General features: G+C 69.0%; 20 protein-coding genes. 10 read left to right on the forward strand and 10 right to left on the reverse strand.

The annotated features are described in order from the left end of the window. Positions 1-481: 481 nt before the first annotated feature. The 5 genes from M2421_RS17550 to M2421_RS17570 all read right to left on the reverse strand — a co-directional run bounded on the left by M2421_RS17550 (position 482) and on the right by M2421_RS17570 (position 6,400). The gene (locus M2421_RS17550; protein ID WP_259209150.1) at positions 482-1,423 is read right to left on the reverse strand and encodes a DUF6607 family protein; all 942 of its coding nucleotides are present in this window, start codon (positions 1,421-1,423) and stop codon (positions 482-484) included. A 70-nt stretch (positions 1,424-1,493) separates the two neighbouring features. Beyond that, positions 1,494-2,090: a Hemin transport protein gene (locus tag M2421_RS17555; protein WP_259209152.1), complete on the reverse strand. Its 597-nt coding sequence runs from the start codon at positions 2,088-2,090 to the stop codon at positions 1,494-1,496. Positions 2,091-2,094: 4 nt separating this feature from the next. After that, the gene (locus M2421_RS17560; RefSeq protein WP_259209311.1) at positions 2,095-4,302 is read right to left on the reverse strand and encodes a TonB-dependent hemoglobin/transferrin/lactoferrin family receptor; all 2,208 of its coding nucleotides are present in this window, start codon (positions 4,300-4,302) and stop codon (positions 2,095-2,097) included. Positions 4,303-4,513: 211 nt separating this feature from the next. After that, positions 4,514-4,711, reverse strand: coding sequence for a hemin uptake protein HemP (locus tag M2421_RS17565; RefSeq protein WP_019182448.1), 198 nt, complete (start codon positions 4,709-4,711; stop codon positions 4,514-4,516). 717 nt (positions 4,712-5,428) lie between these two features. Continuing rightward, complete coding sequence (locus M2421_RS17570; protein ID WP_259209155.1) at positions 5,429-6,400, reverse strand: aldo/keto reductase; 972 nt, start codon at positions 6,398-6,400, stop codon at positions 5,429-5,431. 193 nt (positions 6,401-6,593) lie between these two features. Between M2421_RS17570 and M2421_RS17575 the strand changes: the two genes are divergently transcribed. Both M2421_RS17575 and M2421_RS17580 read left to right on the forward strand, forming a co-directional pair. Further along, positions 6,594-7,892: a nucleoside transporter C-terminal domain-containing protein gene (locus M2421_RS17575; protein ID WP_259209156.1), complete on the forward strand. Its 1,299-nt coding sequence runs from the start codon at positions 6,594-6,596 to the stop codon at positions 7,890-7,892. 26 nt (positions 7,893-7,918) lie between these two features. Continuing rightward, a complete protein-coding gene (locus tag M2421_RS17580; protein ID WP_259209157.1) occupies positions 7,919-8,884 on the forward strand; it encodes a ribokinase in 966 nt (321 codons plus the stop codon). Between the two features lie 72 nt (positions 8,885-8,956). On the opposite strand, the gene M2421_RS17585 is transcribed toward M2421_RS17580, so the two are convergent. Next, positions 8,957-9,613, reverse strand: a complete 657-nt coding sequence (locus M2421_RS17585) for a hypothetical protein (protein WP_259209159.1) — start codon at positions 9,611-9,613, stop codon at positions 8,957-8,959. A gap of 76 nt (positions 9,614-9,689) precedes the next feature. On the opposite strand from M2421_RS17585, the gene M2421_RS17590 reads away from it, so the two are divergent. The 6 genes from M2421_RS17590 to M2421_RS17615 all read left to right on the forward strand — a co-directional run bounded on the left by M2421_RS17590 (position 9,690) and on the right by M2421_RS17615 (position 15,278). Beyond that, positions 9,690-10,547 (forward strand): hypothetical protein, encoded by an 858-nt coding sequence (locus M2421_RS17590; RefSeq protein WP_259209160.1) that lies wholly within the window; start codon positions 9,690-9,692, stop codon positions 10,545-10,547. Between the two features lie 51 nt (positions 10,548-10,598). Further along, the gene (locus tag M2421_RS17595; RefSeq protein ID WP_259209162.1) at positions 10,599-11,183 is read left to right on the forward strand and encodes a hypothetical protein; all 585 of its coding nucleotides are present in this window, start codon (positions 10,599-10,601) and stop codon (positions 11,181-11,183) included. After that, a complete protein-coding gene (locus tag M2421_RS17600) occupies positions 11,180-12,517 on the forward strand; it encodes a YcaO-like family protein (RefSeq protein ID WP_259209164.1) in 1,338 nt (445 codons plus the stop codon). Before M2421_RS17595 ends, M2421_RS17600 begins: the two co-directional genes overlap by 4 nt. A 50-nt stretch (positions 12,518-12,567) precedes the next feature. Then, the gene (locus M2421_RS17605; RefSeq protein ID WP_259209166.1) at positions 12,568-13,278 is read left to right on the forward strand and encodes a SagB/ThcOx family dehydrogenase; all 711 of its coding nucleotides are present in this window, start codon (positions 12,568-12,570) and stop codon (positions 13,276-13,278) included. A 169-nt stretch (positions 13,279-13,447) separates the two neighbouring features. Beyond that, on the forward strand, positions 13,448-14,440 hold the full coding sequence (dusB, locus tag M2421_RS17610) for a tRNA dihydrouridine synthase DusB (RefSeq protein WP_259209168.1): 993 nt from the start codon (positions 13,448-13,450) through the stop codon (positions 14,438-14,440). 10 nt (positions 14,441-14,450) lie between these two features. Further along, positions 14,451-15,278: a methyltransferase domain-containing protein gene (locus tag M2421_RS17615; RefSeq protein ID WP_259209169.1), complete on the forward strand. Its 828-nt coding sequence runs from the start codon at positions 14,451-14,453 to the stop codon at positions 15,276-15,278. A 24-nt stretch (positions 15,279-15,302) separates the two neighbouring features. Here the strand turns inward: M2421_RS17615 and M2421_RS17620 are convergent, their stop codons facing one another. From M2421_RS17620 to M2421_RS17630, 3 genes are read right to left on the reverse strand one after another with little or no spacing between them, the layout of a single operon-like run. After that, positions 15,303-15,743 (reverse strand): hypothetical protein, encoded by a 441-nt coding sequence (locus M2421_RS17620; protein WP_259209171.1) that lies wholly within the window; start codon positions 15,741-15,743, stop codon positions 15,303-15,305. Then, a complete protein-coding gene (locus M2421_RS17625; protein ID WP_259209172.1) occupies positions 15,740-16,816 on the reverse strand; it encodes a metal-dependent hydrolase in 1,077 nt (358 codons plus the stop codon). Before M2421_RS17625 ends, M2421_RS17620 begins: the two co-directional genes overlap by 4 nt. Before the next feature lie 40 nt (positions 16,817-16,856). Then, on the reverse strand, positions 16,857-17,663 hold the full coding sequence (locus tag M2421_RS17630; protein WP_259209173.1) for a UDP-2,3-diacylglucosamine diphosphatase: 807 nt from the start codon (positions 17,661-17,663) through the stop codon (positions 16,857-16,859). A 337-nt stretch (positions 17,664-18,000) separates the two neighbouring features. On the opposite strand from M2421_RS17630, the gene metK reads away from it, so the two are divergent. Continuing rightward, positions 18,001-19,212 carry a methionine adenosyltransferase gene (metK, locus tag M2421_RS17635; RefSeq protein ID WP_259209175.1) on the forward strand — a complete coding sequence of 404 codons (1,212 nt, stop codon included), beginning with the start codon at positions 18,001-18,003 and terminating at the stop codon, positions 19,210-19,212. Positions 19,213-19,243: 31 nt separating this feature from the next. On the opposite strand, the gene M2421_RS17640 is transcribed toward metK, so the two are convergent. Then, on the reverse strand, positions 19,244-19,546 hold the full coding sequence (locus tag M2421_RS17640) for a hypothetical protein (RefSeq protein ID WP_259209178.1): 303 nt from the start codon (positions 19,544-19,546) through the stop codon (positions 19,244-19,246). 219 nt (positions 19,547-19,765) lie between these two features. Here M2421_RS17640 and M2421_RS17645 point away from each other — a divergent pair, with 219 nt between their 5' ends. Next, the gene (locus tag M2421_RS17645) at positions 19,766-20,266 is read left to right on the forward strand and encodes an acyl-CoA thioesterase (RefSeq protein ID WP_256774928.1); all 501 of its coding nucleotides are present in this window, start codon (positions 19,766-19,768) and stop codon (positions 20,264-20,266) included. Positions 20,267-20,375: the final 109 nt, after the last annotated feature.

Here is a 20,375-nt window from a genome sequence, read left to right on the forward strand (position 1 = left end):
CTCGGCTCTACCCGGCCTGCAGATTCCGTCGGGCCGACCCACGCGGTGGGTCGCGGGTGCATCGGATGCGGTGGTGCCGACCCACGCGGTGGGGCGCGGGTGCGTCGGATTCGGTAGTGCCGAGCCATGCTCGGCAGCAACGTTCCTTTGTCATCGGACGCTACGGCGGTGATCGAGGAAGAGCAGCCGAGCATGGCTCGGCTCTACCCGGCCTGCAGATTCGGTAGGGCCGAGCCACGCGAAGGGTCGCGGGTGCGTCGGATGCGGTGGTGCCGAGCCATGCGGTGGGGCGCGGGTGCGTCGGATTCGGTAGTGCCGAGCCATGCTCGGCAGCAACGTTCCTCTTTCGCCGGATGCTACGGCGGTGATCGAGGAAGAGCAGCCGAGCATGGCTCGGCTCTACCCGGCCTGCAGCTTTGATAGCCGAGCATGGCTCGGCTCTACCGGGCCTGCAGCTTTGGCAGCCGAGCGTGGCTCGGCTCTACCGGGCGGGGTCGGCGGGCGCCTTCTCCACCCACTCTTTGAACACCGCGTCGATCTTCGCGTCCTTGACCGGCTTGCCGTCCTGGATGTCCTGGGCCTGGGTGAACAACGGGATGATCATCGCCATGCCGTCCAGCTTGGTCTTCAGGTGTACGCCCGGGGCCTGGCCGAGGAAACCGTCCCAGCGCTGGCGCACCTTGGCCCAGTAGCCCGACGTTGCCGCCCAGTAGTCGTAGGCGGGTTTGAAGTCGACCTCGGTGGTTGTGTTGTAATCGTTGAAGCCGAACTCGCGGGCGATTTCCTGCTGGCTGCCGTCGGCATTGCGCAGGATCTTGGTGTTGAACTGCTCGTGGGTCCAGCCGTTGGGCGTGAGGGTGTGCCGGTTGATCACCGCCAGCGCGTTGTAGTCGCTGCGCCGGGTGTACTCGCGACGCGGCAGCGGGCGCCAGCTCAGGTCGCTGGTCCAGGTGGCCACGCCATGGTCGTAGGCCCACTTGCCGGTGCCGCAGTAGCGCGGCGCGTCGCTTACTTCATACACGCACTGGGTCCACGCGCCGGCATTGACCGCGGCCGGGATGGCGCGCACCTGCCAGGTCTGGTCGGCGCTGAACTCGAAGCGGCTCGGTGCCTGGTAGACCCAGTCCTGTCGCCAATGCTTGGTGACGTGGCCGCTCTTGGCATCCACCAGCAGGTGCTGCAGCACCACGCGCGTGGGCGTGTCCTCGACCACGATCACCACCTCGTTGCCACCGCTGCGCACGGCCGGCGCACGCTCGTAACCCGGCTTGAGCAGGACGGTTTCGTCGAAGGCGAAATCGACCACGTATTCCCCCTTCATCGCCAGGATGCTGTCGTGGTCGCGCTGCACCGTGGAGGGCTGGGCGTAGGCGGCCGCACTGCTGGCAAGCAGGATCGCTACGCTGGCGGTCTGGAATGTCATCTGGTTTCCTTCAGGAGTGGCGTGCAGAACGTTCTGGCCATCGCTGGCCGATCAAGAATCCCGGGGCCGATCACAACCGCACCCACGGCGCCTCGGTGGGATCACGCCGCAGCGGCGCAAGGCGTGCCGCCGAGGCGCAGCAGCAGTCGTCGATCCACAGCTCGCCGTCGGCGCCCTCGACGTGGGCGATGCGGCGCGCGGCACTGGCCCCCAGCGAGGACAACGCGGCCAGGCTGGCCGACAACCCCTGGCCATCGCCTGCGTGCAGCCGCAAGGCGCACATCCGCCACGGTTCGGCGCCCAGGCGCGTGGCCAGGCGGCGCCACAGGCGTTCGGCCACGCCGCCGTCGTTGACCGGTTCCGGCCGCGCGGGGAAGGCCGAGACCAGGCGGTCCCAGGCCAGGAAATCGCTGTCGGGCAGCAGGTACAGCCGCCAGCAGCAACGGCCGCGCGCGTCGGCGAAGCACAGGCTCTCGCGGATGCCTTCGCTGTCCATGCCCTGGCAGGCGTGCGCGGAGACGGCGTGTTTCCAGCCGCCCAGTTCACTGCTGTCCGGGCGGTACAGGCACAGCACGGTGCCCAGGGACGCCAGCTGCCGCGCGGTGGGAAGGCGACCGGGAAATACTGCCGGGTCGGTCGATCGCAATGCGGACAGGGCGCGGCTCATAGGGCTACCAGCTCACGGAGAGATTGGCCGACACGGTGCGGCCGGGGTTGGTGAAGCGGTCGATCACGGTGCTGTTGGTGGCCAGCGCCGTGGTGATCGCCGAGTAATCGATGTAGGTGCGGTCGGCGAGGTTGAATACGCCCACGTTGAGCTTCGCGCCCGGGGCGAATTCCCAGTGCGCCATCAGGTCCAGCACGCCGTAACCGGCCGGGGCGAACGGTGCGCTGGCACCGACAGCCGGCGGCAGGCGGTCCTTGCGCCTGGCGAAGGTGCCGGCCAGTTCCACGCCCCAGGTGTCGCGATCAAAGGCGATGCCGACGGTGGCGCGCAGCGGGTCGATCGACTCCAGCGGCACGTCCTCGGTCTTGTTCTGGCCCCGCGACCAGGCCACCGCGCTGTTCAACGACCAGCCTTCCAGCGCGCTGCTCAGCTGGCCGACATCCACGCCGGCCTTCAGCTCTGCACCGTAGATCTCCGCATCGGCCACGTTCTGCGACTGGAACACGATCAGGCCCTGGCTGTTGATGCCGACCTGGCGCTGGGACTCGATGAAGTCCTTGTAGTCGTTGTAGTAGCCGCTCACGCTGACGTAGGCGGCCGGGCTGCTGAAGCGCACGCCCAGTTCCAGGCCGTCGCTGGTTTCCGGCTTGAGGTCCGGGTTGGGGATGGCGGTGTAGCCGAACATCACGTTGGTGAAACCCAGGTTGACGTCGTTGTACGGCGGCGACCGGAACCCGTGTGCGTACCCGGCGAACAGCGACCACTGGTCGGCGAAGCGCCACACCATGCCCAGCTTCGGCGACACGCTGGTCTTGGTCAGGTCGGACACGGCCACGCCCGGATTGTCGGTGCCGAAGATCCCGTCCACGTCCGGGCGCAGTTCGTAGTGGTCCACGCGCACGCCCGGCACCAGCGACACGCGGCCGTCGGCGAAGCGCATTTCATCCTGCACGTACAGGCCCAGCTCGGTGGTCTTGCTGATCGGGAAATCGCGGACCGGGAAGGTGTCGGGCAGGATCGTCCTGCTGACCGTGCCGTTGGCCGATACCTGGTAACCGTCGCGCTTCTGCCGGGTGTCGGTCCAGGTGCCTTCGACGCCGTAGGTCAGGTCATGCTCGACCGTGCCGGTCTGCAGGCCCTTGTGCAGCACGGCCTGCAGGCCGTACACGCGCTGGTCGAAGTTGAACGTGCGATCGCGCAGGCTGGCGGTCGCGCCGCGGCCACGATCTTCGACGGTGCGCTGGGTGGTCTCGCTGTCCTGGCGATAGATCTGCCAGGACAGGTCATCGGCGAAGGCCTGGCCGAGGTTGTCCATCTGGTGGGCAAACGACACGCGGGCGCGGGTCTGGTGGTCGTGCGCCTTCATCGCGGTGGTGGTCGTGGCCGACGGCGGCGCCGCGGTGGTCGGCGCGACCGAGGACAACACGTTGGTGTCCACGCTGTCTTCGTTGCCTTCCACGGTCAGCTTGAAGCGCTGGTCCTCGCTGGGCGCGAAGACCAGCTTGCCGAGCAGGCTGCGGCCATCGCGGTCCTGCGGGTTGGCGGCGGTGCGGGTGCTGTTGGTGCTGCGCACGTCGCCGTTGCTCTCGGTTTCCTGGCCCTGGCGGTGGTTGATGTTGACCATGCCGCTCCAGCGTTCGCCGCCGAAGGCGGTGGTGGCGCCGCCGTACAGGCCCTTCCACTGGCCGTCGTACCCGAATTTCAGGCCGACGTAGCTGTCCTTGCCGTCCCTGAGGTAATCGGCCGGGTCCTTGGTGACGAAGGCGACCACGCCCCCGAGCGCGTCCGAGCCGTACAGGGCGCTGGCCGGGCCACGCACGATCTCGACCCGCTTGAGCGTCTCCAGGTCGGTGAAGTTGCGGTTGGCATCGGAGAAGCTGCCGATCGCGAAGGCCTTCGGCATGGCGATGCCGTCGGTCTGGATCAGCACGCGGTTGGCGTCCAGGCCACGGATGCGGAAGCCGCCCAAGCCGAAGCGGGCCGGGCTGCTGGTGACCGAAATGCCCGGCTCATAGCGGACCAGGTCCTTGATGTCGCGCACCAGGTGATCGTCGAGCTGCTCGCGGTCGATCACATCGACGGTGGCGGCCACGTCGCTGAGCGCGCGCTCGGTGCGGGTGGCGGTGACCTGCACGCGGTCGAACTCGCGCGCGTCGGGCGCGGCATCGGGTGCGGCGGAGGCAGCGGCACTGGCAGCCATGGGCAGCGCCAGCCACAAGGCGGCGCTCAGGGCGTTCGGACGGATCTTCATGAGGGGGGCGGGGATCGGCTGGGCGCGGAAGGAGACCCCCGACCGGCGTCGAGGACCGAAGTCGCCGGCGACGTGTCGAGGGGGAGAGAGCGGTGGACCGAGGCGGGGCCCGGGACGGCAGCGGTCGCGCGGCGGCGCGACGGCAGGCCCGCCCGTGGGGGAGGCAGCGCCGTTACTTGGTCAGGATCAGCTTGTCGTTGCTGGTATGGCGCAGGCGATAGAAGCGGTCGCCGTGCTGGATCAGGATTTCGCGGCGGCCCTTGAGCAGGGCTTCGCTGTCGATCACTTCTTCGGGCGGGACCACGCGGACCGGACGGTCGCGGAGGGTCAGCGTTTCGGGGCGCAGCAGTACAGCAGCTTGAGTGTTCATCGTCTGGACTCGTGCGAGGGACGACTTAAATGATAATGATTCTCAGTTGACAATCAACAACCATTCTCAACTTCAATGATGGAATTGATGATGGATTTCGTTATTCCGATTGATGCCATCAATCAAAAGCCAGCGAAGGCAGCACCGATCGCCCGGTAGAGCCGAGCCATGCTCGGCTGCGGCGGCGGGATTGCCGGGATTGCCGGGATTGCCGGGATTGCCGGGGTTGCCGGGATTGCCGATTACCGGGATTGCCGATTACCGGGTTGCCGGGTTGCCGAGGCGTGGGGCGGACGGATCTGGGGGACTGTGGGGCATGCAGCCGAGCATGGCTCGGCTCTACCCCTCGCTCGGTAGAGCCGAGCCATGCTCGGCTGCGGGGCCGGGATTACCGGATTGCCGATTACCGGGTTGCCGATTACCGGGTTGCCGAGGTGCGGGGCTGAGGGATCTGGGGGTCTGTGGGGCATGCAGCCGAGCATGGCTCGGCTCTACACCCCTCGCCCGGTAGAGCCGAGCCATGCTCGGCTGCGGGGCCGGGATGGCCGGGATTACCGGATTACCGGATTACCGGGTTGCCGGTTGCCGAGCTGCCGGGTTGCGGGGCTGAGGGATCTGGGGGACTGGGGGGCATGCAGCCGAGCATGGCTCGGCTCTACCCGTTCCCGTTCCCGTTCCAGTTCCAGTTCCGGTCCCAGTCCACCCCCTCCCCTTCGGTCAGGCGAAAATCGCGTCGACCTGCTGCCACGTGGCGTCATCGACCTGCTCAAGCAGGTCCAGCGCGCCCAGGTTCTCTTCCAGCTGCCCCACCCGGCTTGCGCCGAGGATGACGCTGGAGACGTTGGGGTTGCGCAGGCACCAGGCGATTGCCAGCTGTGCCGGCGACACGCCGAGGCTGGCGGCCAGGGCGGTGTAGCGTCGCACGGTGTCGAGGCGGTTGCCGGACGGGTCGCCCAGCACCTGGTCCTTGAGCCAGCCCAGCTGGCCCTGGCCGAGCCGCGACTGCGCGTCCACGCCGTCGTTGTACTTGCCGGTCAGCAGGCCAGAGGCCAGCGGCGACCAGATCGTGGTGCCCAGGCCCGGGTCGGCATACAGCGACGCGTACTCGCGCTCCACCCGCTCGCGGTGCAGCAGGTTGTACTGCGGCTGCTCCATCGAGGGCAGGTGCAGGTGCTGGGCACGGGCGATGGCCACCGCTTCCTGGATCTGCGCGGCCGACCATTCCGACGTGCCCCAGTACAGCACCTTGCCCTGGCGGATCAGGGTGTCCATGGCCTGCACGGTCTCGGCGATGGGCGTGTCCGGATCCGGGCGGTGGCAATAGTAGAGGTCCAGATAGTCCACCCGCAGCCGCTTGAGGGCGGCATGGCAGGCATCGGTGACATGCTTGCGCGACAACCCGTGCTGGGTGGGGCGCGGATCGTCGACGGCGCCGAAGAACACCTTGCTGGATACGCAGAAGCCATCGCGGGGCAGGCGCAGGTCGGCGATCACATCGCCCATGACCTGCTCGGCGCGGCCGCGCGCATAGCCTTCGGCATTGTCGAAGAAGGTGATGCCATGGTCCCAGGCGCTGGCGATCAGGTTGCGGGCCTCATCGCGGCCGATCTGGTCGCCAAAGGTGACCCAGGCCCCGAAGGACAAGGCCGACAGCTTCAGGCCGGTGGATCCAAGACGCCGGTAGTGCATGGGGGTTCTCCTCTGCTGCAGGCCCGCATCCGGGCCGGAACGATGCCCGTCAGTGTAGCCGGCTGGACCGCGCGAACCCTTGTGGATACTTGCCCGATCACGGCCGATGGGTACCTGGACGCTGCTTTTCCTTGCCCGGACCCTGCCACCGCTATAGGCTTCCCGTTTTTCGCGGCGCCCCAAGGGAAGTCTCATGGTCGATGGTTTGGGCAGGATTGGCTTCGGCCTGTTCGGGTTGGCAGTGCTGATCGGCATCGCCTGGCTGTTCTCGAACAACAAGCGCGCCGTGGACTGGCGCCTGGTGGTGACCGGCATCGCCCTGCAGATCGCGTTCGCCGCGGTGGTGCTGCTGGTGCCCGGTGGCCGCGACGTGTTCGATGCGCTGGGCAAGGGCTTCGTCAAGATCCTGGAGTTCGTCAACGCCGGCTCGACCTTCATCTTCGGCAGCCTGATGGACACCAGCAAGTTCGGTTTCATCTTCGCCTTCCAGGTGCTGCCGACGATCATCTTCTTCTCGGCGTTGATGGGGGTCATGTACCACCTCAACGTGATGCAGGGGATCGTGCGCGGCATGGCCTGGGCGATCACCAAGGTGATGCGCGTGTCCGGCGCGGAAACCACCAGCGTCTGCGCCAGTGTGTTCATCGGCCAGACCGAGGCGCCGCTGACGGTGCGCCCGTACATCGCCAAGATGACCCAGTCCGAGCTGATCACCATGATGATCGGCGGCATGGCGCACATCGCCGGCGGCGTGCTGGCTGCCTACGTGGGCATGCTCGGCGGCGACGACCCGGTGCAGAAGGCCTTCTACGCCAAGCACCTGCTGGCGGCCAGCATCATGGCCGCGCCGGCGACCCTGGTGGTGGCCAAGCTGCTGGTGCCCGAGACCGGTACCCCGCTGACCCGCGGCACGGTCAAGATGGAAGTGGAAAAGACCTCCAGCAACATCATCGACGCGGCGGCCGCCGGCGCCGGCGACGGCCTCAAGCTGGCGCTGAACATCGGCGCGATGCTGCTGGCCTTCATCGCCCTGATCGCCCTGCTCAACGCCCCGCTGACCTGGCTGGGCGAAGTAAGCGGCCTGCAGGCGATGATTGGTCGCCCGACCGACCTGTCGACCATCTTCGGCTATGTGCTGGCCCCGATCGCCTGGGTGATCGGCACCCCGTGGGCCGACGCCAACACCGTGGGCTCGCTGATCGGCCAGAAGGTGGTCATCAACGAGTTCGTGGCGTATTCCAAGCTGTCGGAGATCGTCAACGGCCAGGTGCCGGGGGTGTCCCTGTCCGAGGAAGGCCGCCTGGTCGCGACCTACGCGCTGTGCGGTTTTGCCAACTTCAGCTCCATCGCGATCCAGATCGGTGGTATTGGTGGCCTGGCCCCCGAGCGTCGCCACGATCTGGCCAAGTTCGGCCTGCGCGCCGTGCTCGGCGGTACCATCGCCACCTTCATGACGGCGACCATTGCCGGCGTGCTGACGCATTTCAGCTGATATCCGTTCTTTGAGAAACAGTCTTTATGAGTAGCAGTGTCGTCGTAGTCGGTTCCTTCAACGTGGATCATGTCTGGCGTTGCGAGTCGCTCCCGGCCCCGGGTGCGACCATCGCCGGGCGCTACAGCACCGGCCCCGGCGGCAAGGGCTTCAACCAGGCCGTGGCTGCCCGCCGCGCCGGTGCGGCGACCACCTTCCTGTGCGCGCTCGGCGACGACGCCGGCGGTGCGATGGCGCGTGGCCTGGCCGAGCAGGACGGTTTCGCCCTGACCGCCGAGGCCAGCAGCGAGCCGACCGGCACCGGCGGCATCTACGTGGACGCCCGCGGTCGCAACACGATCGTGATCGGCCCCGGTGCCAACGCGGCGCTCAGCCTGGACTTCGTGCAGGCCCAGCGCGCGCTGCTGGGCCGCGCCAAGGTGGTGCTGGCGCAGTTGGAGTCCCCGGTGGAAACCATCGAAGCGGCGCTGGCGCTGGCCCGCGAGGCCGGTGCCACCACCGTGCTCAATGCCGCCCCGGCCGACGCCCCCTCCAGCATCGGCCTGCTCAAGCTGGCCGACGTGCTGACCCCGAACGAGACCGAGTTCGCCGCCCTGCTCGGCCGCCATGTCGGTGAGCGCGTGGACGCCAACGACGTCGCCGCCCTGGACGGTGCCAGCCTGCATGCGCTGTGCCGCAAGCTGGTCGGCAACGGCACGGTGGTGGTCACGCTGGGGTCGGTGGGTGTGTTCGTTTCGCATGCCGAGGAAAACCTGCGCGGCGACACCCAGCCGTACTACCGCGTGGGTGCCGAACAGGTACAGGTGCTGGACACCACCGGTGCCGGCGACGCGTTCAACGGCGCGCTGTGCGCCTCGATCGCGCAGGACGGCGAGGCGGCCTTCATCCGTCACGTGCGCTTTGCCAACCAGTTCGCGGGCCGCTCCACCGAGAAGGAAGGCGCCGCCGTGGCGATGCCGCACTTCACCCCGGGTGATGTCGAGAACAAGTAAGCGTCACCGTCGTGGATAGCGAGGCCAGCGTTCGCGCTGGCCTTTTTTTTGCTTCATCGCCGTCCGCGCAGCTCAGCCGACTGGCCGGCGCGGCCTGCACACGGATCGCGCGATCCACCCCGCCAGCGCACCGAGCAACAGTCCCGCAAGCACGTCCAGCAGATCGTGCTGCCAGGTGGTCACGGTCGACAGCAGGATCAGGCCACAGGCGCCGTGCCACAGCCAGCGCAGCGCCGCCGCCTCCGTCCGCAGCACCTGCCGCCAGGCCTGCCAGACCAGCACCAGTACCGCGGCATGCAGCGACGGCGCCATGTTGAACGGCGCCTCGAACGCGCGCAGCTGGGCGAACAGCAATCCACTGGCGCCGTCCGGCTGCGGCAGGTGACGGATATTGCCGGTTGGCCAGCACACGAAGGCAAGCATGCAGCCGGCCTGCACCAGGGCGATGGCCACCGCGTGGCGGCGCAAAGCCGACCGGGTCGGGCAGATGAAGAACGTCAGCGGGTACAACAGGTTCAACGCCAGGTAGGGCCAGATGGTCCACGCCCAGAACGGGATCGCATCATCCCAGCGACCATGCAGGGTATGGGTCTGGGCCTGGCTTGCCGCCCACTGGTTGGTCCAGCTGTAGCCATGGATGAACATCGCGCCGAGCAGCAGCATCCACAGCAACGCCTCGCGCCAGGGCGGCGGGGTGACCGGAACGTTGGCAACAGGCAGTGTGCGCACGCGCGCACCGTAGCAGAACGTGGCGCGCCTGTTTGCCGTTATTCTTGGGTTTCAACCGATACACGGACCGTACGCAGTGGCAGCAGCAGGCAGTCCCGAACACGCAGTGGCGCAGGCGGACGAACCGCGCTGGACGCGCAATCCGGCCTGGGCCCTGTTTTCGCAGACCCATGCGCAGCGTCAGCTGTTGCTGGTGTCCGGTGGCGCGGACGAGCTGTACGTGGTCGACGAGGCCGATACGCCGACAGCCGTCGAGCGGATCCTCGGCCATTGGCAGGACGACACCCTGGCGATCCTGCAGGACGATGCCGACTGCGGCTCCGCGGTCCGCCAGTTGATCCGCCTCGGCGTGCTGGTGCCGTTGCAGGCAGTGCCCGCGGTGCGGCGCTATGCACTGGACTGGCTCGGCGATCCCCTGCCCGGCCTGGCCGACGCGTTCGACCAGCAGGGTGGCGCGGCGCTGCAGCGCGTCGATGCCGTCGCCGATGCCGACCTGCTGGTGCTGGTCCGGCATGGGCTTGGCTGGGAAGCGGCCTTGACCCGGTACCGCACGCAGATGCCGACCCAACCGCACCTGCTGCTGGACCTGAGCTATCACCACACGCTCGCGCTGGGGCCCTATGTGGTGCCGGGCCAGAGTGCCTGTGTGTATTGCCTGGGCAACCGGGTGCTGCGCCGATGGGGCGAGGCGGCAGTGCCGGCGATGCCGGCGGTCGCGGCGAAACCGGCACGGATCGCGGCACTGGTCGCGCCGTTGCTGGATCAACCCCAGCTGTTGCTGGGCTACTTCGAACGCACCGTCTGGCTGGACCTGCATCGCCTGCATGGCGAGCGCGACCGGGTGCTGCGGCTGCCGTGGTGCCCGGCCTGCCAGCGCGGCGACGCACCCTTGCCAGCGCCGCTGTCGTTGCCCTGGGACGCCGTGCGCCCGTGATACTGTGGCCCACGCGCCGGGCGTTTCCGCCTCGGTCAATGGAGTGACCGTATGTATCGCCTGCCCAACCAGTTCGACGCCAGTGCTTCGCGCCAGGACCTTGCCGCGGCAGGCGGCGGCTCGACCTCGACCACCTGCAGTTCCTGCATCGTCACCCTGCTCGGCACTTCGGTGCTGTCGGCGGTGGTGCTCGGCGGGCTGCAACCGGTTGTGCCCGCGGCCGCCGGCAGTGACGCACACGCCCCGGTCGTCGCCGTCGACACCCCGACAGGCACCGACCACGACACCCCGCAACCTCGATCGCAGCCGGACCCGTCCAGCACCGCGCATCCGGACCTTTCCGACAGCGCCGCCCATGTAGTGCCGGCAGCCGGGATGAGCCGCACCAGCCGGGTGCTGCTGGGGCTGTTCGCCTTGCCGCTGGCGGCGGCCGGCGGTGGCCTCTTCATGGGCATCGCCAACCCGATATTCGGCCTGTTCGTCGCGGTCGGGGTGTATGTCGGGATCTACGCACTCATCTACGAGCGCTCGGGGCGTTCGCTCGGGCGCGGCATCGGCATCGGCATCGCGCTGCTGCTGGGCCTGTTCGTGGTCGGCGCGGCCGAGATGATGCTCTGGCTGAGCGTCTTGAAATGAGCCGCTCCGCCGCCGACGCGGCGGACCCGGAAACCCCCACGCTGTCGTCGCACCTGCTGCATGGCGCGGCGCGTCCGCGCTGTGGGCTGGTCCGCCCGGCGCAGGCGATCGACGCCAACCCCTGTGATGACACCGGCCCGTTGTTCGAGGGACGCCGGGTCCACAATGCCGCCACCCCGGCCGACCCGGCCAACCCCTGGCAAGGGGTGTCAGGCGCGGTCGCGCTGGACGCCGATGCAGCCGCCGATGGCGCGGTCGCCGAGGCGCTGGAGCGGCTGGCGGCGGCGCAGGTGGGCCTCGAGGTGCGTCGCCGTGATGCGCTGACGCCCGCGCAACGCCTGGACGAAGCGACGTTCGCCCTGTTCTCGGCACACCAACGCGCGACGCCCGGCTTTCCGTGGCCGATGCCCGAACGCGATGACGATCTGTTCGCCGCGGTGCATGCGCTGGATGACAACCGGGTGGTTTGGGTGCCGCAGGAACTGGTGGGACTGGGGCCGCGCAGGGGCCAGGCGCGGCTGCCGTCGACCTCCAGTGGGCTGGCCGCCTGGCGGGATGGCCGTGATGGCGCGTGGCTGGCGCTGCTGCGCGCCGCCCAGGAGTTGCTCGAGCGCGATGCGCTGGCGGTGACCTGGCTCAATGGCGTGGCCGGCCGGAGGATCGCCCTGCCGGCGCCATGGCATGCCCACGCAAGCGCGCGCGGTGGCGAACTGCAGGCCTTCGACCTGACCCAGCAGTGGAACCCGCACCCGGTCATCGCGGTCGCCGGTGGCATCCCGTTCGACGGCCGCCCACGCAATGTACTCGGCATCGCCTGCCGCGCCGATCCGGGCGAGGCGCTGCACAAGGCGCTGCTGGAATGGCAGCAGTCGCTGACCTTCGCCGCGCATCTGTGTGGCCGCGAAAGTGCCCGGCTGCCGCGCGACCCGGCAGCGCTGCGCAGCTTCGACGAACATGCCGCGTTCTACACCCTGCGCCCGGACCTGTGGCCGCAGCTGCCGCTGCTGCGGGATGCAGGCGCCAGCCCGTTGACCCTGCCGCCGCCCGACGCCGCGCTGCGCCCGCCGGCGCAGCGCGCGATCGCCGAGCTGGATGCGCTGCGGCGGCGGCTCGGCCATGCCGGCATCGCGCTGTACTACCGCGAGTTGACCACCGCCGACGTGGCCGCGGCGGGATTGCGGGTGATGCGGGTGCTGTCGCCACAGCTCAGTGGCCTGCATGCCGACGAGCGCGCGCCGTTCCTCGGTGGCCGGTGCCAGGACGTGGCCTGGCGTTATCCCGGCGTGCCGCACGGCGGTGCGTTTCCCAATCCCTTCCCGCATCCATTGGGCTGATGCCCGAGGACCGCATGCCGTCACCGCCTTCCCCCTGGCAGGATGCCCCGTTGTTCCATCTGTTCTGGCACAACGGCGAACTCAACCCTGCGCGCGCCGAGGTGATGCGCGCGCGCATCGCCGACGATGCCGCACGCGCTGGCTCGCCGCCGCGGCCGTTGCATGCGGCCGGCGGCATCGCCCTGCCGGACCCGGTCCACCCCGATGACGCCCTGGCGCAGCGCCACAGTGGCCGCCGTTTCGGGGACGCACGCTGGGGCGCGCAGGAGCTGGGGCGCGTGCTGGCCCCGCTGCGCGCACGCCCCGGTGCCAGCGACACCCGGCGCCTGCCGTCCGGTGGGGCCAAGTACCCGATCCAGGCCTATGCCGCGCTGTACGCCAGCGACGATGCGCCCACCCCGGCGCAGGGCATCCACTGGTACGACCCGCTCGCACACGCCCTGGTGCCGGTGGCGCCGTGCCCGGCGTGGCCGGCGCTGTCCACGCTGCTCGGCGTGGACTGGCCGGAGCGGCCGGCGGCGGTGCTGTTCCTGATCGCCGAGCCGGCGGGCACGCTGGCCAAGTACGGTGAACGCGGTGGCCGCTTCGTGTTGATCGAGGCGGGGGTCTGGCTGGGGGCGCTGGGGCAGGAAGTGGCGGCGATGAAGGCCGCCGGCTGCGCGATCGGCTCCTTCGAGGATGCCGCCGTACTCGACCTGCTCGGGCTGGACCCACGGCGGCACCTGGCCGTGCTGGCCTATGCCTGCGGCCCGGCGCCTTGACCACGACCGGGCCCTCAGCCAACTGCCCAGCATCCCCGGTCACTGGGGGCGGTGGAACCAAGGGTCAAGCATATGCTCATGACCGTAGCGCATCAGGCCCTTCCGGATCGGCCTGAACAGGGTGCCCGCCCGCGCGTTGGGCACGGCCGGCGCGCTCTACAATGCGCCCATGCAGATTGGCCCCTACAACATCCAGCCCAACGTGGTGCTGGCGCCGATGGCCGGCGTCACCGACAAGCCCTTCCGGCTGCTGTGCAAGCGGCTGGGCGCGGGCCTGGCCGCCTCGGAGATGACCATCTCCGACCCGCGCTTCTGGAACACGCGCAAATCCCTGCACCGCATGGACCATGCCGGTGAGCCGGACCCGATCAGCGTGCAGATCGCCGGCACCGAGCCGCAGCAGTTGGCCGAGGCGGCGCGCTACAACGTCGATCATGGCGCGCAGATCATCGACATCAACATGGGCTGCCCAGCCAAGAAGGTGTGCAACGCCTGGGCCGGCTCGGCGCTGATGCGCGATGAGGACCTCGTCGCCCGCATCCTCAGCGCCGTGGTCGCGGCGGTGGATGTACCGGTCACGCTGAAGATCCGCACCGGCTGGGACTGCGACCATCGCAACGGCCCGCGCATCGCCCACATCGCCGAGGACAGCGGGATCGCCGCACTCGCCGTGCATGGGCGCACCCGCGACCAGCACTACACCGGCCAGGCCGAGTACGAGACCATCGCCGCGATCAAGGCGGCACTGCGCATCCCCGTGCTGGCCAATGGCGATATCGACTCGCCGCAGAAGGCCGCCCACGTGCTGGCGGTCACCGGCGTGGACGCGGTGATGATCGGCCGTGCCGCGCAGGGACGCCCGTGGATCTTCCGCGAGGTGGCGCACTACCTGGCCACCGGCACGCTGCTGGCGCCGCCGTCGCTGCAGGAGGTGCGCGACATCCTGCTCGGCCACCTGCACGCGCTGCACGACTTCTACGGCGAGCCGCAGGGCGTGCGCATCGCGCGCAAGCACCTGGGCTGGTACGCCAAGGACCGCCCCGAAAACGCGGCCTTCCGCGCGGTGGTCAACCGCGCCGACGATGCCGCCAGCCAGATCGCCCTGACCACCGACTATTTCAACGCGCTCGCCGCTGGCGTGCCGCTGTCCTCTGCTGCCTGAGTCCACTGCCATGACCCCGCCGATCGCCGCCCCGACCTACCTGCATGGGTTCTCCAGTACCGAGCAGCACCGGCTGGTGACCCAGGCCCGCCTGTTCGAATCGAGCATTTTCAGTGGCATCGACTACAGCGGTGCCCAGCGCCTGCTGGAGGTGGGCAGTGGCGTGGGTGCGCAGACGGAGATCCTGCTGCGCCGCTTCCCCGAGCTGCATGTCACCGGGGTGGACCTGAGCCAGGCCCAGCTGGATACCGCGCGCGGCAACCTGGAAAAAACCCCCTGGTGCAGCGAGCGCTACGCCCTGCTGCAGGCCGATGCCGGCGACCTGCCGTTCGGCGCGCGCCAGTTCGACTCGGCCTTCCTTTGCTGGGTGCTGGAACACGTGCCGTCGCCGGCGCGCGTACTCAGCGAAGTGCGCCGGGTGCTGGCCCCGGGCTCGCCGGTGTACATCACCGAGGTGATGAACGCCTCGTTCCTGCTCGATCCGTACTCGCCGCACATCTGGCGCTACTGGATGGCGTTCAACGACTTCCAGTACGACCACGGCGGCGACCCGTTCGTCGGCGCCAAGCTGGGCAACCTGCTGCTGGCCGGTGGCTTCCGCGACGTGCACACCGAGATCAAGACCATCCACCTGGACAACCGCGAGCCGGCCCGGCGCAAGACCATGATCGCGTTCTGGGAGCAGCTGCTGCTGTCGGCGGTCGATGCGTTGCTGGAGGCGGGCCTGGTCGACCAGGACACCGTGGACGGCATGCGTCGCGAGTTCAGCCTGGTGCAGAACGACCCCAACGCGGTGTTCTTCTTCTCCTTCGTGCAGGCACGCGCGACGGTGTATTGAAGACGCGGGCGCGAGGTTGCGCCGCTAGCGCATGATCCAGGCGACGACGGTGGCGACCACCACGCCCGCCAGCACCACCCAGAGCCCCAGCCCGCCGCGATCCCCCGGCGCCACGGTCATGCCGGCGGCGCTGTGGCGGGCGGCGTCGCGAGGGCGGGCGCTCGGCGGCGTGCCCACTTCCAGCGTACCGGTCGCCGGCCGCTGGATGCGCTCGGTGAGCGTGTTCTGCAGGCGCCGCGCCCGCGCAGGATCGACCTTGGCCAGCGCCTCCAGCGCCACCTGCTGCCGGCGCGCCCGATCAGGCTGCGCCTTGGCCTTGTGCAGGATCTCGCGCAGCGGAACCGCCGGCTGCTCGGCCGACCGCGCCGGGTCCAGGTGCACCAGCAACGCGCGGTACTCCGGCGGCACATCGGCCAGCCGCGTATAACGCGTGCCATTGATCTCCATCTCGAACCGTTCGGTCACGGTGCCTCCGTCAGCCCTGCCTTCGGTGCGATCACCCCGGTGGCGGTCGGGGCGTGCCAGATGCGCTGCCACAGTCCCGCGAACCGGCGCTTCAGTGTCGCCCTGCCCTGCGCGCCTTCATACGCTGGGCGCAGCTGAAGCGGCGTGATCGCCACCCAGCCCTCGCCCTCGGCCCGGGCCACCGCGAAGGTGAAGGTGTAGTCCGGTTCCAGCCCCATGCGCAGGTCGCTGAGCTGCAACTGGCCCTGCACGACCTGCGCGCGCATGAAGCCGCGGTTGAACCACGCCAGCCGCTGCACCGCCGGCAGCGCGGCCGCCTGGCGCAGGGCCTGCACATTGGACGGATGCCCCTCGAAGGTCATCGGGCCGTCATCGGCGACCAGCGAGCGCTCGCCGATCACATAGCCACTGGGGGTCATCGCCACCACCTGCCACAGCAGCGTGTTGAACGGGGTGGCCACCGAAAACCGCGGCGCATCGCCCAGGCCCATCGCCGCCAGCGCGCGGTCGGCGTCGCGCTCGACCGTGTGCTTGGCCAGCAGCGACCAGCCCAGGTAGCCGGAGCTGAGCACCAGCCCGGCCACCAGCGCCTTCTGCGCCAGCGGGCGCGCGCGGGCGACCCAGGCCACCACGCAGGCCAGCAGCAGCCACACGGTGTACAGCGGATCGATGATGAAGACGCTGGACCACATGGTCGGCGGGGGCGTGAACGGCCACCACAGCTGGGTGCCGTACACGGTGAAGGCATCCAGCAGCGGGTGGGTGACCAGGGCCAGCAGGATCGCCCAGAACCAGCGCGCCGGCGCCTGCGCGACCCGGCCATGGCCGAACCGCTTGAACAGCCACCAGATCAGTGCCGCGACCCAGGGCAGCACCAGCAGGGAGTGGCTATAGCTGCGGTGCTCGGTCATCAGGGCCAACGGATCGGTGGTGGTGAAGCCGAGCAGCAGGGCGTCCAGGTCCGGCAGGGTGCCAAGTGCGGCACCGGCCAGCAGGGCGGCGCGGCGGTGGCCGGCCGGGGCGATGGCGGCGGCGACAGCGCCGCCCAGTACGATCTGGGTAAAGGAGTCCATCGGCCGATGCTAGCAGCCGCGCAGGCGCGATGCGGCGCGCTCAGGCCGCGCGCGGCACGCGGGCGACCGCGGGCGGAAGCTCCACCCGCGTGCGACCGCCGTGGTCGAGCAGCCGCAGGCGGCCATCGGGATCTTCGACCAGCGCGGTGAGGCTCTCCACCCAGTCGCCGTCGTTGGCGTAGACCAGCCCGTCCCGCTCGACCAGCGCGGCACGATGGATGTGCCCGCAGACGATCCCATCCAGGCCACGCCGGCGGACATCCTCCAGCCCGGCCTGGACGAAGCGCTCGATGTAGCGCTCGGCGGCACTGCTGCGCTTCTTGAGGAATGCCGACAACGACCAGTACCGGCGCCCGAGCCGGCGCCGCACGGCATTGAGCAGGTGGTTGCCGGTGAGGATGCGGTAATACAGCCAGTCGCCGAACCGCTCCTGCAGGCCACCGAAATGGGTGACGCCGTCGTAGTCGTCGCCGTGGGCGACCAGCAGCCGGCGCCCGTCGGCGGTGACGTGGATGGCACGGCGGCGTACCTGCATGGCCGGCAGCACCAGCCCGCATACCTGGCGCAGCGATGCATCGTGGTTGCCGGGGATGTAGATGATCTCGGTGCCGGCGCCGCGCAGTGCGTGCAGGGCCTGGATCACCTCGCTGTGGGCCGGTTGCCAGCTCGCCCGGCGGTGCGCCATCCACCACAGGTCGATGATGTCGCCCACCAGGTACAGGCGTTCGCAGCGCAGGTCGGCCAGGAACCGCGCCAGTTCGGTGGCGTGGCAGTGGCGCGAGCCCAGGTGCACATCGGACAGGAATACGGCGCGGCGGTACGGCGACAGTCGGGTCACCGCGTGCATGGCACGCGGTCCTGCATTGCGCTGCTCAGGCGGCTGCATGGCGTGCTCCCCCGGGCCGGGCGCCCGGATGCGCCGAAGCCTGCGCGCCTGGCAAGGCAGGGCGATGGCGGTTTGGCGACAGCGCGATGACGCTCGCCGGCCCCGGCTGGCCGGACCAGTGTCACGCTGGTGGAACACTGGGCGGTGACCCTGGCCCCCAATCCCGTCACATCGGGCCCTGCGACGGGCACGCGGGCTTAACCACGGGCAACTCGCGCTGGCGCACAATGCAACGGCGCGGGTTGCCGTGTATCATTCGCGCCCATCTTTCCATCCGAATCAAAGGATATTACGCCTGATGTCCAGCTACCTGTTCACCTCCGAATCGGTCTCCGAAGGCCATCCGGACAAGATTGCCGACCAGATCTCCGATGCGGTGCTGGACGCGATCCTTGCCCAGGACCAGCGCGCCCGCGTTGCCTGCGAGACCATGGTCAAGACCGGCGTGGCGATCGTGGCCGGTGAAATCACCACCAGCGCCTGGATCGACCTGGAGGCCTTGACCCGCAAGGTGATCCTGGACATCGGCTACGACAGCTCCGACGTCGGCTTCGACGGCGCCACCTGCGGCGTGTTGAACCTGATCGGCAAGCAGTCCCCGCACATCGCCCAGGGCGTTGACCGCAAGAAGCCCGAAGAAATGGGCGCTGGCGACCAGGGCCTGATGTTCGGCTATGCCACCAACGAGACCGACAGCTACATGCCGGCCGCGATCCACCTGTCGCACCGCCTGGTCGAGCAGCAGGCCAAGATCCGCAAGAAGAAGAACTCGCCGCTGTCCTGGCTGCGCCCGGATGCCAAGAGCCAGGTCACCCTGCGCTATGAAAACGGCGCGGTCTCGGCCATCGACGCGGTGGTGCTTTCCACCCAGCACGCCCCGGGCGTGAAGCAGAAGGACCTCATCGAGGCCGTCCGCGAAGAGATCATCAAGCCGGTGCTGCCGGCCAAGTGGCTGCACAAGGGCACCAAGTTCCACATCAACCCGACCGGCAAGTTCGAGATCGGTGGCCCGGTGGGCGACTGCGGCCTGACCGGCCGCAAGATCATCGTCGACACCTACGGCGGCTGGGCCCGTCACGGTGGTGGCGCGTTCTCGGGCAAGGATCCGTCCAAGGTCGACCGTTCGGCTGCCTACGCGGCGCGCTACGTCGCCAAGAACGTCGTGGCGGCCGGCCTGGCCGACCGTTGCGAAGTGCAGGTCTCCTACGCCATCGGCGTGGCCGAGCCGACCTCGATCTCGGTCACCACCTTCGGCACCGGCAAGATCAGCGATGACAAGATCGAAAAGCTGATCCGCAAGCATTTCGACCTGCGCCCGTACGGCATCATCAAGATGCTGGACCTGATCCACCCGATGTACCAGCAGACCGCCGCCTACGGTCACTTCGGCCGCAAGCCGAAGGACTTCAGCTACCTCAACGGTTCCGGCGAAACCGTCAACGCGACCGCCTTCTCCTGGGAGAAGACCGATCGCGCCGCCGCCCTGCGTGCGGATGCGAAGCTGAAATAAGACACATGGGCCGCGAAAGCGGCCCATGTTCTTACCGGTTGGCAATGATCGGAAAAGCCGATGGGCCGCGAAAGCGGCCCATCGTCGTTTGGGCGGCAACATAACGGCGCATGGTGATGCGTTCCCCTGCACGACGCATCGGCACCATCGCGGCGCGGCCGCGAAGGCGGCCCATCGTCGTTTGGGCGGCAACACCACGGCGCATGGCGATGCGTTCCCCTGCACGGCGCATCGGCACCATCGCGGCGCGGCCGCGAAGGCGGCCCATCGTCGTTTGGGCGGCAACACCACGGCGCATGGCGATGCTTTCCCCTGCACGGCGCATCGGCACCATCGCGGCGCGGCCGCGAAGGCGGCCCTTCTCTTACCGGTAGAGCCGACCGTTGGTCGGCTTGCCGCGCGCAGCGCGGCAATGATCGAAGAAAACAGGACGGACCGCTTTCGCGGCCCGGCGTCGTTTTGGCATCAGCCCAGGTTGGCGTCGGCCGTCGCGTGCGTCCAGCCGACCAACGGTCGGGTCTCCCTGCAGCCCTACCGGCGCTACACTCCCCCCATGCCCGAATTCAAATCCAACCAGCTGTCCATGACCGTGCTGATGTCGCCGGAGATGGCCAATTTCTCCGGCAAGGTCCACGGCGGGGCGGTGCTGCGCCTGCTCGACCAGGTCGCCTACGCCTGCGCCAGCCGCTATGCCGGCCGCTACGTGGTCACCCTGTCGGTGGACCAGGTGATGTTCCGCCAGCCGATCGCGGTCGGCGAGCTGGTCACCTTCCTGGCCTCGGTCAACTACACCGGCACCTCGTCGATGGAGATCGGGGTCAAGGTGGTGGCCGAGGACATCCTCAAGCGCAGCGTGCGCCACGCCAACAGCTGCTTCTTCACCATGGTCGCGGTGGACGAGGACGGCAAGCCCACTCCGGTACCGCCGCTGCAGCTGGAAACCAGCGACGAACGCCGCCGGCACGCGGCCGCATTGATCCGCCGCCAGCTGCGTGAGGAAATGGAGCAGCGGCACCTGGAGCTGCTGGCGTCCAACCCGCCCTCCCCGGAATAACCCCCGGGAGTGCCGCCCGCTGGCCGGCACGGCGCGATGTTGGACGGAGGTGCAGTGGGCAACGCGTCGCCCCGCGCGCAAGGCAACAATGCCCGGCGTTGCGGGGCGC

Origin of the sequence: Stenotrophomonas sp. BIGb0135 (genome assembly GCF_024810105.1) — a bacterium.
In the GTDB taxonomy this organism is placed as follows: domain Bacteria; phylum Pseudomonadota; class Gammaproteobacteria; order Xanthomonadales; family Xanthomonadaceae; genus Stenotrophomonas; species Stenotrophomonas maltophilia_AB.

Bases quoted from the DNA above. Each gene is read 5' to 3' on its own strand.
- M2421_RS17550 (WP_259209150.1), bottom strand. From the start codon at position 1,423: ATGACATTCCAGACCGCCAGCGTAGCGATCCTGCTTGCCAGCAGTGCG.
- M2421_RS17555 (WP_259209152.1), bottom strand. From the start codon at position 2,090: ATGAGCCGCGCCCTGTCCGCATTGCGATCGACCGACCCGGCAGTATTT.
- M2421_RS17565 (WP_019182448.1), bottom strand. From the start codon at position 4,711: ATGAACACTCAAGCTGCTGTACTGCTGCGCCCCGAAACGCTGACCCTC.
- M2421_RS17570 (WP_259209155.1), bottom strand. From the start codon at position 6,400: ATGCACTACCGGCGTCTTGGATCCACCGGCCTGAAGCTGTCGGCCTTG.
- M2421_RS17575 (WP_259209156.1), top strand. From the start codon at position 6,594: ATGGTCGATGGTTTGGGCAGGATTGGCTTCGGCCTGTTCGGGTTGGCA.
- M2421_RS17580 (WP_259209157.1), top strand. From the start codon at position 7,919: ATGAGTAGCAGTGTCGTCGTAGTCGGTTCCTTCAACGTGGATCATGTC.
- M2421_RS17595 (WP_259209162.1), top strand. From the start codon at position 10,599: ATGTATCGCCTGCCCAACCAGTTCGACGCCAGTGCTTCGCGCCAGGAC.
- M2421_RS17600 (WP_259209164.1), top strand. From the start codon at position 11,180: ATGAGCCGCTCCGCCGCCGACGCGGCGGACCCGGAAACCCCCACGCTG.
- dusB (WP_259209168.1), top strand. From the start codon at position 13,448: ATGCAGATTGGCCCCTACAACATCCAGCCCAACGTGGTGCTGGCGCCG.
- M2421_RS17615 (WP_259209169.1), top strand. From the start codon at position 14,451: ATGACCCCGCCGATCGCCGCCCCGACCTACCTGCATGGGTTCTCCAGT.
- M2421_RS17625 (WP_259209172.1), bottom strand. From the start codon at position 16,816: ATGGACTCCTTTACCCAGATCGTACTGGGCGGCGCTGTCGCCGCCGCC.
- M2421_RS17630 (WP_259209173.1), bottom strand. From the start codon at position 17,663: ATGCACGCGGTGACCCGACTGTCGCCGTACCGCCGCGCCGTATTCCTG.
- metK (WP_259209175.1), top strand. From the start codon at position 18,001: ATGTCCAGCTACCTGTTCACCTCCGAATCGGTCTCCGAAGGCCATCCG.
- M2421_RS17640 (WP_259209178.1), bottom strand. From the start codon at position 19,546: ATGGTGCCGATGCGCCGTGCAGGGGAAAGCATCGCCATGCGCCGTGGT.
- M2421_RS17645 (WP_256774928.1), top strand. From the start codon at position 19,766: ATGCCCGAATTCAAATCCAACCAGCTGTCCATGACCGTGCTGATGTCG.